The organism is Mesorhizobium sp. (assembly GCF_965229135.1).
Classification (GTDB): domain Bacteria; phylum Pseudomonadota; class Alphaproteobacteria; order Rhizobiales; family Rhizobiaceae; genus Mesorhizobium.
This window is the reverse complement of sequence record NZ_OZ245860.1, coordinates 3,001,730-3,013,730: the sequence shown is the minus strand read 5'-3', so window position 1 is coordinate 3,013,730 and position 12,001 is coordinate 3,001,730. Positions and strand designations below refer to the sequence as shown.

The 12,001-nt window shown below is 61.6% G+C and carries 12 protein-coding genes; 6 read left to right on the top strand and 6 right to left on the bottom strand.

Annotation, left to right across the window (positions count from 1 at the left end; genetic code table 11):
- Positions 1-114 precede the first annotated feature (114 nt).
- Positions 115-387, top strand: coding sequence for an exopolysaccharide production repressor exox (locus ACO07C_RS14305; RefSeq protein ID WP_421914809.1), 273 nt, complete (start codon positions 115-117; stop codon positions 385-387).
- A 31-nt stretch (positions 388-418) separates the two neighbouring features.
- On the opposite strand, the gene ACO07C_RS14300 is transcribed toward ACO07C_RS14305, so the two are convergent.
- The 6 genes from ACO07C_RS14300 to ACO07C_RS14275 all read right to left on the bottom strand — a co-directional run bounded on the left by ACO07C_RS14300 (position 419) and on the right by ACO07C_RS14275 (position 6,182).
- Complete coding sequence (locus ACO07C_RS14300; protein WP_421914808.1) at positions 419-2,263, bottom strand: ABC transporter ATP-binding protein; 1,845 nt, start codon at positions 2,261-2,263, stop codon at positions 419-421.
- Between the two features lie 5 nt (positions 2,264-2,268).
- Positions 2,269-3,276: a serine kinase gene (locus tag ACO07C_RS14295; protein WP_421914807.1), complete on the bottom strand. Its 1,008-nt coding sequence runs from the start codon at positions 3,274-3,276 to the stop codon at positions 2,269-2,271.
- On the bottom strand, positions 3,273-5,195 hold the full coding sequence (locus ACO07C_RS14290) for a lasso peptide isopeptide bond-forming cyclase (protein ID WP_421917529.1): 1,923 nt from the start codon (positions 5,193-5,195) through the stop codon (positions 3,273-3,275). Before ACO07C_RS14290 ends, ACO07C_RS14295 begins: the two co-directional genes overlap by 4 nt.
- 4 nt (positions 5,196-5,199) lie before the next feature.
- The gene (locus ACO07C_RS14285) at positions 5,200-5,574 is read right to left on the bottom strand and encodes a lasso peptide biosynthesis B2 protein (RefSeq protein WP_421914806.1); all 375 of its coding nucleotides are present in this window, start codon (positions 5,572-5,574) and stop codon (positions 5,200-5,202) included.
- 25 nt (positions 5,575-5,599) lie between these two features.
- Entirely contained in the window at positions 5,600-5,899 is a 300-nt protein-coding gene (locus ACO07C_RS14280) for a PqqD family protein (protein WP_421914805.1), read from the bottom strand.
- Between the two features lie 130 nt (positions 5,900-6,029).
- Positions 6,030-6,182, bottom strand: coding sequence for a lasso peptide (locus ACO07C_RS14275; RefSeq protein WP_421914804.1), 153 nt, complete (start codon positions 6,180-6,182; stop codon positions 6,030-6,032).
- 519 nt (positions 6,183-6,701) lie between these two features.
- Here ACO07C_RS14275 and ACO07C_RS14270 point away from each other — a divergent pair.
- The 5 genes from ACO07C_RS14270 (at position 6,702) to ACO07C_RS14250 (ending at position 11,944) form a co-directional block, all read left to right on the top strand.
- Complete coding sequence (locus ACO07C_RS14270) at positions 6,702-7,847, top strand: nucleotidyltransferase family protein (RefSeq protein ID WP_421914803.1); 1,146 nt, start codon at positions 6,702-6,704, stop codon at positions 7,845-7,847.
- A gap of 78 nt (positions 7,848-7,925) precedes the next feature.
- Positions 7,926-8,942: a glycosyltransferase family 2 protein gene (locus tag ACO07C_RS14265; RefSeq protein ID WP_421914802.1), complete on the top strand. Its 1,017-nt coding sequence runs from the start codon at positions 7,926-7,928 to the stop codon at positions 8,940-8,942.
- A gap of 192 nt (positions 8,943-9,134) precedes the next feature.
- A complete protein-coding gene (locus tag ACO07C_RS14260) occupies positions 9,135-9,527 on the top strand; it encodes a hypothetical protein (protein WP_421914801.1) in 393 nt (130 codons plus the stop codon).
- A 243-nt stretch (positions 9,528-9,770) separates the two neighbouring features.
- A complete protein-coding gene (locus tag ACO07C_RS14255; RefSeq protein ID WP_421917528.1) occupies positions 9,771-10,538 on the top strand; it encodes a family 16 glycosylhydrolase in 768 nt (255 codons plus the stop codon).
- A gap of 74 nt (positions 10,539-10,612) precedes the next feature.
- Positions 10,613-11,944 carry a UDP-glucose dehydrogenase family protein gene (locus ACO07C_RS14250; RefSeq protein ID WP_421914800.1) on the top strand — a complete coding sequence of 444 codons (1,332 nt, stop codon included), beginning with the start codon at positions 10,613-10,615 and terminating at the stop codon, positions 11,942-11,944.
- Positions 11,945-12,001: the final 57 nt, after the last annotated feature.

The window sequence follows — 12,001 nt, the reverse complement described above, 5'->3', positions numbered from 1 at the left end:
CTGGAAGCAACCAGCCGAAAGCGGGCGACTTTAACAAGCCCGCATCACAAGGGTAGGCGCTCGGGGTAGGGCAATCTCTTTATTTTAACCCGAGCCGGTAGATGGGCTATGGGTATGTCGCTGCCAAAATTCATCATCGGCATGATCTTCGCGCTCGCGATCGTGGTCGCGTGGTCCTATCTGGGCGGGGCCTCGGTGCTCACGACATTCGTTCGCGTTGTCGTCTGCGCCGTCGTCATCCAGGTCGGCTACTTTGTGGTCGTCTATGTGATGATTGCCAGAAGCGCTCCGACCCCGGCCGACAAGGTTCGCGATGCCGAAAGAAAGCTGAACTCGACCGAGGCCGCCGACGGCGACAAGCTCGGCGCCCGCAGAAGCCTTCACTAAGTCCCAACCATCAGTTCGATATCCGCCGGCCTCACGCGGCGTCGGCCGGCTCCCTCTCCGACTGTTCGCCCGACAGCATCCGGGACAGCCGGCTTTCCGGTTTTTCCTTCAGTCTCTGATATTGGCCGACCTCCACCACGCGGCCATTGTCCATCGCCACCACCCAGTCGGCAAAGGCGATCATCGACGGCCGATGCGCGATGGTCAGGATCGTCATCGAACCGCGCAGTCCGTCGATCGACCTGGCGATCAGCGACTGGTTCTGCCAGTCCAGCGCGCTGGTGGCTTCATCAAGGATCAGCAGGGACGGCTTGCGCAGCAACGCCCGCGCCAGGGCGATGCGCTGACGCTCGCCGCCGGACAGGCGCACGCCGCGATCTCCGACCACCGTATCGAGCCGATGCTCCAGCTTCTCAATGAAGTCGCCGGCCTGCGCGGATCGAAGTGCCGCCCATAAATCGTCATCGGTCGCCTGGGGCGCCGCAAGGCGAAGGTTTGCGGCGATCGTATCATGCAGAAGAAACACATCCTGGGGCACATACGCCACCTGATCGCGCCAACGCCTCCGATTGGCGGTCGTGATTTCGATGCCGTCGGCGAGGATCTTGCCTGCCGTTGGTTCGAGCAGCCCGAGCAGCATGTCGGCGATCGTGCTCTTGCCCGACCCGGAAGGCCCGATGAGGGCGGTGACCTTGCCGGCCGGAAGGCCGAAGGTGATGTCGCTGACAACCGCCTTGCCGGTGGCGTCGCCATAGCCAAAGAACACATTGCGAATGTTGAGCCCTGTCTCGAGCGAGAGCTTTCCGGGTTCTTCAAAGCCGGAACTGGCCGGTTCGCGCTCGGCGTCGAAGCGCGTCTGCATGCCGCGCATCGACGTATAGGCGGGGAGATTGATCAGCACCTGCTGGGCTTGTGTCTGCAGATCCATGAAGCGCGGCGCGATGCGCATGAACACCAGGAGCAGCACCACGATCTCGGCAAGCGACAGATTGTAGCGAACCAGCGCGACGTAGATGAACAGGCTCAAGCCCACGACACTCGCCACCTGGAACAATGCGGTGCCGATCGTCGAGTTGCGCACGTAGTTGATGTTGTCGGTCTTCATCCTGTCGAGGATCGACTGCAACTGCGCGAAATAGCTGGCCTCGACGTTCAGGCTTTTCGCCACCTTGATGCCGCCGAGGAACTCCGAGACCGTACGGTACTGATCCTGCCGATTGGCGGTGAGAACCCGGCCAAAGGCGGTGGCGCGGGTGCGGAACGGCTGAAGCGCCGCAAACATCAGGATGCCGATCACCACGGCGAACACCGTCATCACCGGAGAGATGAACAGCGACACCACAAGGTATCCGGCCAGGAGCACGGCGATCTGGACCAGCATCAGAAGGGCGAAGGCCGCCGCCTGGACACGGTCGATGTCGCCGGTCAGCGCGTGGTCGAGGTCGGAACCGCGCAGCCGGGTGAATATGCCCCATCGCGCCTTTCCGATGCTCTCGAACAGGTTGATACGCAGGCGATTGATGAAGTCATAGAGGAGGCCGGCCATGTAGACGGACTTGAAGCGGTTGAAAGCCGCCTGCAGCGTGATCAGCCCGACAAGCGCGCACAGCACGGTCGTCAGCTGCAGCGTTCCATCAGGCACCAGCCAGCGGATGAATTCCTGGTCCGGCAATCTGATTGCGTAGTTCTGGTCGGAATGCCCGACCAGTTGCAGCAACGGGATGAGAAGAAGGATCGAGATACCCTCGGTCAGGCTGCCAAGGACCAGGAAGATCAACGTCGTCCAGGTTCGCCTGCCGCCGATCCGGGCCATTGTGGCGCCGAATCCGGCGATCTCACGAAACAGCGACAGGCGAATGGCTGGTAATCCGGACATGCTTTTCACCGGGAATGGTTGGAGCGCCGCACGCCCTCTGCCGCCAGGTCCCTCTCGATGAGGTCCACGGCCTCTTCGATCCTGTCGAGCCCTGTTGGCACTTCGAGGCGGCACACTCCGACATCGTTGGCCAGCCCCGCGCAGTGCCCAAGATGCAGCGCGGCGGCGTCGCCGACCAACGCGGGCCGCCCGAAGCGCGTCACATAGGAGAATTTGATGATCGCGGGCAGCGCGGCGATTCCAGCCAGCGGCGAGACCGCCGCCTTTTCTCCCCGCTCGAGGACATAAATCCTGCTTGCCGGGATGCTCTCTTGCGAAAAGCCGCCAAGCAGGCGGTGCTGCGCCTTGTCGATTGCGGGATGCACCCGCGGGCGCACCTCGACGTCGTCGAGGGCGATGGCGGCGGCGGCATCGGCGGCCAACTTCAACTGCGGGAAACCCGGAACGATCATCGCTTCGCCGGAACGCCTCATGTCGAGCGCGACGACATCGTCCGTGAGCAATTGATGGCCGGCTCGGATCATTGCGCCCGCGGTAGTCGATTTGCCGGCGCCCTTGTCGCCCATGAAGATCACGCTCTTGCGGCCGACGGCTATGGCGCTGGCGTGAAGGATGAGCAGGCCGCGCTGGTGCAGCAGTAGCGCCATTACCGGTCCCAGCAGCGGAAACGCGATCAATGCATCGTCGATGCCGGGCGCAGGCTCCACGTCGATGCGGCAGGCATCGCTGATCAGGAAGGCGCCAACCGCCTGCCACGCCAGATACTGCCGGTCGGGCTCGAAGCGGAAATCGGTTCCAAGTTCGGGCGAGGGCTTGGGCAGGTCGATGGGGCCGACATTGATGAGCACGTCGGCCGCCGCCGGCGCGGTCGGCTCAAGTTCCGGCAAGCTGATATCGGAAGCGATGGTCAGTCCATAGGCCCTGTAGAAGCGGCGTTCCCGCACCGCGCCGCCTTGCGGATACGAGCTGGTAAATTCCGGATAGGATGCAAATGTCGCGTTCCTGGGCATCATGCATGGCTCCCGCGAAGTTGAATCTGTCGCAACCAAAGGGAGAGCGACACGGAACGCCAGACATATTGGACATCCAGCGGTGCGGCCTGTTCCGGCTGGCGCACGAGCCGTGCGTAAGCCGCCGTCACCGCGGGAAGGTTCACATAGGGCGCGATACGGTCGGCATCGGCGACCATTACACGCTCCAGAAGGTCGCGGTGGTTGCGGAGCATGCCGTTGACGAGATTGGAGGTGAAGTCGATCTTGTCGCGCCGCCATTGAACCGCTGTCGGCAGGATGCCTTCCATGGCGCGGCGCAGCACATAACGGCCAAAACCTCGGTTCAGCTTTTCTTCCCCCGGCAATGCCAGGCAGAACTCGACCAGCGGCTTGTCCCAGAACGGGTAGCGGGCCTCGACGCCGAAATTGGCCGCTGCCTTGTCGAGAACCTCGAAGGAATGCGGGACGTAGCCGTTCGAGAGGATCCAGCGGTGAGTGAGGGCCTCGCTGGCGCTCACACCCGGCGGCATGTAGCCGGCCCTGTGAAAGCGGTCGACAAGGTCGGTCCGCCCTGCAAGGTCCGGATTGATCAGGCCGTACCAGCTGGCGCCGCGCGATGCTCGCGCCGGCTTGATTATCCGCTTCAGAACACGGTTTGCCACGCTCCTGAGCTTTGCGATGCGCCAGGCCGGCCCGTAAATGGTCAGGAACTGGAAGTACATGCCCAGCATGCCGTCGCCATAGGTGCTGGAGGCGCCCCGCATCTCGCGCCACAGGTCGATCCATCTGCCGGCATTGGCGAGCTCGTGCAGATGGCCGTGCCCCTGCGAGACGACTTCGTCGCCGCCATGTCCATCCAGGAGCACCTTGATACCCTTGGCGCCCGCCGTCCTGTAGATGTCGCGGGTCAGCGTGAGGCCCGGCGCAAGGAAGGTTCCTTCCTGCTCCTCCAGAATCTGTTCGAACTCGGAAAATGGTCGATAGTTGCCGACCGGAATCAGCGTGCCGTCGACCTGTTGTTGTTCCAGCACCGCATCGATGAAGGGGCGTTCGTCCATTGGCGATCCTTTCTCGAAGATCAGCGAGAAGGTCGGCAGCCTTGGCTTGCGTTCGGCGGCATTTTGCATGCCGGCCACGCAGGATATCGACGAGGAATCGAGGCCGCCGCTCAACATCGCCCCAACGGCCGGCGTGCCCCGCATCCGGTTTCGAACCGATTCGGAAAAAATATGGGCGAATTCCTCGGCCGCGTCCGACCGGATTGGCCGCGATGACGGCTCGATCTGCCAGTAGCGGCGCAGCATCACCTGCCGCGCCGTCACGGTCAGCGTATGGCGCGCCGGCAAGCGGAATATGTCGGCATAGTGTGTTGACTGCGGGTCATCGGGAAGGCCGGCCAGGAACCCGGAAATCTGATGCTCGCTGATGCGCGTGCCGATACCGTCGAGGCCGAGGAGCGGTCCGGCCTCCGACGCAAAGACGAAGCGCTGCTCGCTTGCGTGGTAGTAGAAGGGTTTGACCCCGAAGTGATCGCGCGCGCAAAACAGCGCCTGCCGTTCGCTGTCCCATATGGCGAAGGCGAAATCGCCCTGCAGGTGCACCGGGCAGGCCTCGCCCCAGCGCAGATAGGCCCGCATCAAGAGCAAGGCATCGGCAACCGATTTGTCCCGGATACCCAGCCGCGCCAGCAATTCGTCCCGGTTGTCCAGCCGGCAGTCCGCCGTGACGGCAAGCTTGCCGCCGGCCATCGTCAGTGGCCCTGGACCGGACTCATCCGTGGTGTTGAACCATGCATGGCCAAGCGCGACGGGGGTATCCATCCACCACGAGCTTCCGTCCCGGGCGCGGTGTTGCATGCGCGCCAACATCTGCTGGATACCCGCCGCGGCGGCCGCGGGCTCGCCGCCTTGCCTAAGCAGAATTCCGGCCACGCCGCTCATCCCGCTACCGGCCGTGGTCGGCGAGATGGGCGAAACCATCGATCGAGCCGCCAAGAACGATGTGGTTGCCGCTCATCAGCCAGGCATGGGCCTTCAACTGAGCGCCGGTGTTCCGCTCGATGCCGATGCGGATATTGGAGGCGCGGCCGTCACGGGCGAGGATATATTGACCCGCAAGCGCCTGGGTAAGGCAACTGGCGCGCGGCACAAGCCGCGCCGCGGCCGCAACGCCCCAGGCTACGCGCCGCAAGTCGGCGATATCAGCGGATTGACGCGCGTCCAGCCTCGTCACCACCCCGCGAAGGCGGTTGTAGGAGAGCAGCGTCAGACCCAGCCGTACGGCGGTGACCACCAGCAGGCAACGGCCAAGAAAGAGCATTTCCGAGCCGCTCAGGGAGAGGACTCTAGACAAGTTCCTCATGATGCAGCCTCGCAAGCCCATTGTCGGCCAGGCCCTTCAGCAGACCATCGACGTCGGCTTTGCAGCGCTCGGGATCGACACTGTAACGCGCAAGTACCGCCTGGTGGATTTCCTGGATCGGCTTCGGCTCCTGGATCAGGTCCCAGATGAAGGCACCGACGCTGTTCAGGCTGTAGTAGATGTTGGACTTTAGGTTGAGCAGAGCCAGCCCGTTGCCGAACTCGCAAGCCACGGCATCCTTGGTCGCACCGACCCTGTCCTGTTCCGATGGGTTCCAACTCATCCTAAAACCTCGGTTGCAATCACGCTGGCAATCCCCTCGTAAAATCGAGGGGGGCCGAGGGTTGAAAACCCCCGGCCCTCTTATGCTCGGATCTAGAGTCCCAACTTCACTCTAGAAAGCCGCGTCAGTCTTAGGAAAACGTCAGCTGGGAAAGCGGCGTGTGCGCGGGAAAGGATGCGTCGATCGCCGTATTGCCGCCGCCGCCCTGGGTGATGGTTTCGATGGAACCATGAACCGTCAGGCTTGGCGTTTCGTACTCTTGCTTTTCAACATTCTGTTCCATTGTAGTCTCCGATGAGGACTGGAAACGGCCTGTCGAGTGCCGTCAGCAAAATAATGCTGCACCGCAATAGCTGCATGGCAACATTCATGAGTCAAGCCTGATTTACCAACCGTTAATCAATTATGGGTTGCGGTCACTCTCGATACCGTGAAGGGACGGACGCGATTGACGCCCGTCGATGCTGAAACCATGTGCATGATCGCTCGCGCATGCCGATTCTTTAAGCGTCTGATTTTGTTATAATAAAGACATTGGCCTAAAAAGCCCGCTATTTAAGCAGGGCTAACGGGTGGGCCTGATCTGGTGAAATCCAATTGTGTCCGGCTGACATAGTGCGCTGGTTAGGATTACAACCGCGGTTGCTGCCGGGTTTCAAACATGCGCCTTACAAACGCCCTGGTTGCAGCTGCTTGAGTGCCAAAAGGAAAAACTGGACGAAGCCGGCGATTTTGGCGATGCTGTGCCTTCGCAGTTGCAGCATAGATGTCCTGCAATCTGTTTGCGGAGAATTTGCCTGGGATGGCTTTGCAGGAAAGTTCGTATGAGCGTTTACGCGCTGCCGACTGCGCGAATGAAATTGCCTATATCCGGGCGTGCCTGAGGCTGTTTTTTGCGGCGAACCCGGGAGCGCCCGGCGGCGAAGTCTCAATGCCTCCCCTGTCATTGCCTCCCCTGTCGGTCGCCAACGTCGCTGATATCGCCAGGCTGAACAAGGTCGCCACATTCGTGCTGAAGGCCTTGTCACGCTCGACCGGCGAAAGGCCCCGGGATCTGCTCCAGTGGCTGGACACCTACCGCAGGAGGACAATGGCGATGAATTCGTCCTGCATCATGGATTCGATGGCCATCCATGCCGCGCTGCGCGAACGCAACATCGACTTTGTCTTCCTAAAGGGGCCATTCCAGCAGCAGCTTCTCTATGGCGATCATTTCATGAAGCCTTCGGGCGATGCCGACATACTGGTCGCGTCATCCGGGTTCTCCAGGGCGCGCGATGCGCTGCGGGCGATCGGCTACGAGGTTGCCGGCAAGTCACGCTCCGTTTGGTGGGTTCGTTTTCTGGGCGAACAACACATGACGCGCATTGCCGGGACGACCTCCTCCACCGTCGATCTTCACTATCGTCTCCAGCAACCTGGTTCCCCCAGCCCGCGCGACACGGATGGCTTTTTGCGGCGCAAGCGGCCTGTCGAGATCGCCGGCACAAGCGTGCCGTTCATTTCGGCCTCAGACACATTGCTGCTTTCCAGCATCAGCGTCGCAAAGGCGCTTTTCAACCGCGAGCCCTGCGCCGGCTATGTCTGCGACGTCCGCGCCAGCGCCAGCAGGTTGAACACGACGGAACAGCAGACCCTTCTTGACTATGCGACGGAGCAAGGCCTGGTCGACACACTGCTGCTTGGCCTGCGCGCCGCCGACGTGCTTCTCGGCGGAACCGGGACCCTGCTGTCGGAGCGGGCCACCCGGATATTGTCGCGCATTGGTAATGAAGACCTGCTCAACATGGTCATCGCCCCCTGGCTGTCGTCATTGCGGTGGCCGCAGCGGCGAACCGTGTTGTGGGAACTGTGCGGTCGCGCACCGGTCCGTTACATGGCCGAGGCCAGTTGGGCCGCGTCAGCCGATCTCAGTCGTCGCATTTTTGAACGGCCCGGTGGCCGTTGAGGGTGTGAAACATGTCTGTCGCCAAACGGGAGGGGCAAGGAAAACTGGAAATTACTGATGCCAGGAAGAGGTGAAGTCATGACAGGAACCGAGGTCTGCGTGATCATCGCGGCGCGAAACGCAGCGCGGACAATCCCGGTCGCCATCGCTTCGGCCTTGCGTGAGCCGGAAGTGAAGGAAGTCGTTGTCGTCGACGACGCGTCGACCGACGACACCGCAAGCGTTGCCCGGGCTGCCGATGACGGCAGCGGGCGGCTCTCCATCATGCGCCTTGATATCAACCGCGGCCCGTCCTTTGCCCGAAACGCTGCGATCGCCGGATCGAGATCACCGTTCATCAGCATCCTCGACGCCGATGATTTCTTTCTGGAGGGCCGGTTCAAAAAATTGTTTGCCCGCGCCGACTGGGATTTCGCGGCGGATAACATCATGCTCATCAGGGACGACGTCCCTGGAGACATGACGAAGATCGTCGCGCCCCGGTTCTCGGCCGATCCAGAGTTCCTCGATTTCGAGCGCTTCATCGAAGGCAATATCTCCAGGCGCCGTGTGCAGAGAGGCGAGCTTGGCTTCCTCAAGCCGGTGATCAGCCGTGCCTTTCTCGATCGGCACGGGCTGCGCTATGACGAGGGTCTGCGCTTGGGCGAGGACTATGAACTCTATGCGCGAGCGGTTGCCCAAGGCGCACGGTTCAAGGTCATACGGACCTGCGGTTACGGCGCCATTGTACGCCAGGATTCGCTGAGCGGCCGGCACAAGACCCAGGATCTGAAGCGCCTTGCCGACGCCGATCTCGCACTGCTGGAGATCGACAGCCTGCCGGAGGGATCGAAGGCGGTGCTGAGAAAACACGAACGCCATGTGCGGGACAAATACCGGCTACGGAAGTTCCTGGATGTGAAGGCCGAGCGCGGCCTGGCATCGGCCGCGGCCTATGCGTTGGCCAGTCAATCCAACCTTCTTCCGATCGTCCGGGGTGTTACCGCCGACAAGCTCGAGGCGCTGTTTCGCCATGCCGGCCTTGCCTCGAAGTCCCAGAAGGTGCCGCCATTCCGGGTCCTGATGGCCGGAACCAGCACCAGTGGCGAGCCTTGATCAATGCAGGTTCGAAGGGCTCCGTGGCTCGATATTCCCCCTGTTTCATCGGTTTGCCAGCTTGGTGGTTGCTTACTCGCGTCAGGGATGGCACTCTATGTTGCGATGCAGCAATTCCAGATGACGGCATCAAAGTGGCCCGATACGCCTCTCCCCGGCCGGCAATTCCGGCAATGACAGGAGTTTGAAACGATGGCCTCGATATTCGGCTTCCGATCCAGAAACCCCGCCCGCGACCGGCAGACGGATGTCTCGCGCCTTGATCGTCTGGCAAGGCTGTTCGATCAGATTTCGGCGGAGGTCGAAGCGGAAAGAAACGGGCTTGAGAATCGCTACAGGGCAAAGGCCGCCAACGCCGCCTTTCTGGTTGAGGCGATGGAAAACGGATCAGCCTCCGGTCGCTCATCCGAAATCGGCGACCTGACGAAGTCGATCCTGAACTGCGAGCGGCGCATCGCAGTGCTTTCACGGCAGCACCTTCGGATGAAGGAATTCCGTCATTCGCTGGATGCGATCTTCGACGAGAATGGATCTCGGGAGGCAGCGGTCGAATTCACCGTGCCGGCTCGCGTCGGCAGGCGGTGACGTGACGGTTTCGGGGCTGCGGGCGACGCCTCGATAGGACAGCAAGAGGCTGGGAGGAGGTGTCGGACGATCGAGGTCGGCTCGTCTGGCTACAGTTCAATGTCGACTTTGGGTTGGGGTGCACATCACAAAGGTGAGTTTGCCATGAACATGAATTTCGAAAACAACTCCGCCATCGCGAAGGCGGGAACGCCCCGCCATATCCCTGGGCATTGCGGCATCAGGCGGTTGTGGCCGTCCGGCATGTTTGTTCTGGCTGCCCTCGCAAGCCTCGTTGGTGCCCCGGCCATCTCCCGCGCCGAGGACATGCCGACAGCGCCGTCATTTGTCGACAATTTCACCACCCTCGATCAATCCCGGTGGTACGTTTCGGATGGCTGGACGAATGGCAGCCACCAGAATTGCACTTGGTCCAAGGACCTGGTCAGGCTTTCCGATGGCGTGCTGACGCTTGGCTTTGAAAAACGGAAGGTGAAGGATCGCGATTTTGCCTGCGCCGAAATCCAGACCAAGCAGCGTTTTGGCTATGGCACCTATGAGGCGCGTATGAAGACCGATACCGGCCACGGCCTCAACGCGGCGTTCTTCTCCTATATCGGTCCTTCCGACAAGCAGCCCTGGGATGAAATCGACTTCGAGGTCCTGACCAAGGACACGTCCAAGGTGCAGGTCAATGCCTACATAGCCGGCAAAGGAAAGAACGAGAAACTGGTCGACGTGGCGGGCGGGACTGAAAACGCCTTCAACGACTATGCCTTTGTCTGGGAAAAGGACCGCCTGCGCTGGTATCTCAATGGCCAGCTCGTCAACACCATCACCGATCCGGCGAAGCTGCCCAGCCACGCGCAGAAGATATTCTTCAGCCTGTGGGGCAGCGACACCCTGACGGGCTGGATGGGTGCCTTCTCGGATCCAGGCCGCACGGTAACGCTCCAGGTGAAGCGCGTGGCGTTCACGGCCTTGGGTCAGCCTTGCCAGTTTCCAGAATCGGTCGCATGCGCCATAAAGTGAAAGGCGACTGGGAAAAAGTCCATCTGACCTGGCCGCCCTGAGACGATCCGATGCCTTGAGGGGAACCGCGCCAAATGAACTTGACTGTCTTTGGGATAGGCTATGTCGGTTTGGTGCAGGCGGCGGTGCTGGCGGAAGTCGGCCATCAGGTCATGTGCGTCGACATTGACGCGGGCAAGGTCGAGCGGCTCAACCAGGGACTGGTACCAATCTACGAGCCTGGGCTCGAAAGCCTCGTGAGGGAGAACCACGCGGCCGGGCGCATCACCTTCACCACCGATGCCGTCGCGGCTGTCAAGCATGGCGAAATCCAGATGATCGCCGTCGGCACGCCGCCGGGCGAGGACGGTTCGGCCGACCTCAGATATGTGCTGGCGGTGGCCGAGGCGATCGGCAGGGAGATGGACGCGCCCAAGATCGTCGTCGGCAAGTCGACCGTGCCGGTCGGCACCTGCGAGAAGATCAAGGCCAGGATCGCCGAGACGCTGAAGGCACGCGGTCGCGCGGATCTGTCCTTCGACGTGGCCTCAAATCCGGAATTCCTCAAGGAAGGCTCGGCCGTGGCCGACTGCATGAAGCCCGACCGCATCATCATCGGCACCGACAGCGAGGACACCGAGGCGGTGATGCGCGAGCTCTACGCGCCGTTCAACCGCAACCACGAGAAGATGATCGTCATGGATGTGCGCAGCGCCGAGTTCACCAAATACGCGGCCAACTGCATGCTGGCGACCAAGATCAGCTTCATGAACGAGATGGCCAACCTGGCCGAGCAGCTTGGCGCCGACATCGAGGAGGTCCGCAAGGGCATCGGCAGCGATCCGCGCATCGGCTACCACTTCATCTATCCTGGTCTCGGCTATGGCGGCTCGTGCTTTCCAAAGGACGTGCGCGCGCTGATCAAGACCGCCGAAGGGATCAAGTTCGACGCCAAGCTGCTGAAGGCCGTCGAGGAACGCAACAATGAGCAGAAGTCGGTGCTGTTCGAGAAGGTGAACCGCTACTTCAAGGGTCACCTCAAGGGCAAGACCTTCGCCCTGTGGGGCTTGGCCTTCAAGCCCAACACCGACGACATGCGCGAGGCGCCGGCGCGCACACTGATGGAAGCACTGTGGAAGGCGGGCGCCACCGTCCAGGCCTACGATCCCGAGGCGATGCAGGAATGCCAGGCCATATACGGGCTGCGCGATGACCTGCTTTTGTGCGGCACCAAGGAGGCGGCACTCCGCGGTGCCGATGCCTTGCTGATCGCCACCGAATGGAAGAACTTCCGCGCCCCTTCCTTCGACGCGGTCAGGGATGCGCTGACCACGCCGGTCATCTTCGATGGCCGAAACCTGTACGACCCGAAGGTTATTGCCCGCCACGGCATCGAATATCACAGCATCGGCAGGATGGCGGCCTGATGAGGGCGTGATCCCGGAAATCGGATCCCGGTTGTCGAAAAAGATCACGCTCGAACA

Excerpts from the sequence above, each read along its gene's own strand:
- ACO07C_RS14305 (WP_421914809.1), top strand. The coding sequence starts at position 115 with ATGTCGCTGCCAAAATTCATCATCGGCATGATCTTCGCGCTCGCGATC.
- ACO07C_RS14255 (WP_421917528.1), top strand. The coding sequence starts at position 9,771 with ATGTTTGTTCTGGCTGCCCTCGCAAGCCTCGTTGGTGCCCCGGCCATC.
- ACO07C_RS14265 (WP_421914802.1), top strand. The coding sequence starts at position 7,926 with ATGACAGGAACCGAGGTCTGCGTGATCATCGCGGCGCGAAACGCAGCG.
- ACO07C_RS14285 (WP_421914806.1), bottom strand. The coding sequence starts at position 5,574 with ATGCTCTTTCTTGGCCGTTGCCTGCTGGTGGTCACCGCCGTACGGCTG.
- ACO07C_RS14295 (WP_421914807.1), bottom strand. The coding sequence starts at position 3,276 with ATGATGCCCAGGAACGCGACATTTGCATCCTATCCGGAATTTACCAGC.
- ACO07C_RS14250 (WP_421914800.1), top strand. The coding sequence starts at position 10,613 with ATGAACTTGACTGTCTTTGGGATAGGCTATGTCGGTTTGGTGCAGGCG.
- ACO07C_RS14275 (WP_421914804.1), bottom strand. The coding sequence starts at position 6,182 with ATGGAACAGAATGTTGAAAAGCAAGAGTACGAAACGCCAAGCCTGACG.
- ACO07C_RS14260 (WP_421914801.1), top strand. The coding sequence starts at position 9,135 with ATGGCCTCGATATTCGGCTTCCGATCCAGAAACCCCGCCCGCGACCGG.
- ACO07C_RS14290 (WP_421917529.1), bottom strand. The coding sequence starts at position 5,195 with ATGAGCGGCGTGGCCGGAATTCTGCTTAGGCAAGGCGGCGAGCCCGCG.
- ACO07C_RS14280 (WP_421914805.1), bottom strand. The coding sequence starts at position 5,899 with ATGAGTTGGAACCCATCGGAACAGGACAGGGTCGGTGCGACCAAGGAT.
- ACO07C_RS14270 (WP_421914803.1), top strand. The coding sequence starts at position 6,702 with ATGGCTTTGCAGGAAAGTTCGTATGAGCGTTTACGCGCTGCCGACTGC.
- ACO07C_RS14300 (WP_421914808.1), bottom strand. The coding sequence starts at position 2,263 with ATGTCCGGATTACCAGCCATTCGCCTGTCGCTGTTTCGTGAGATCGCC.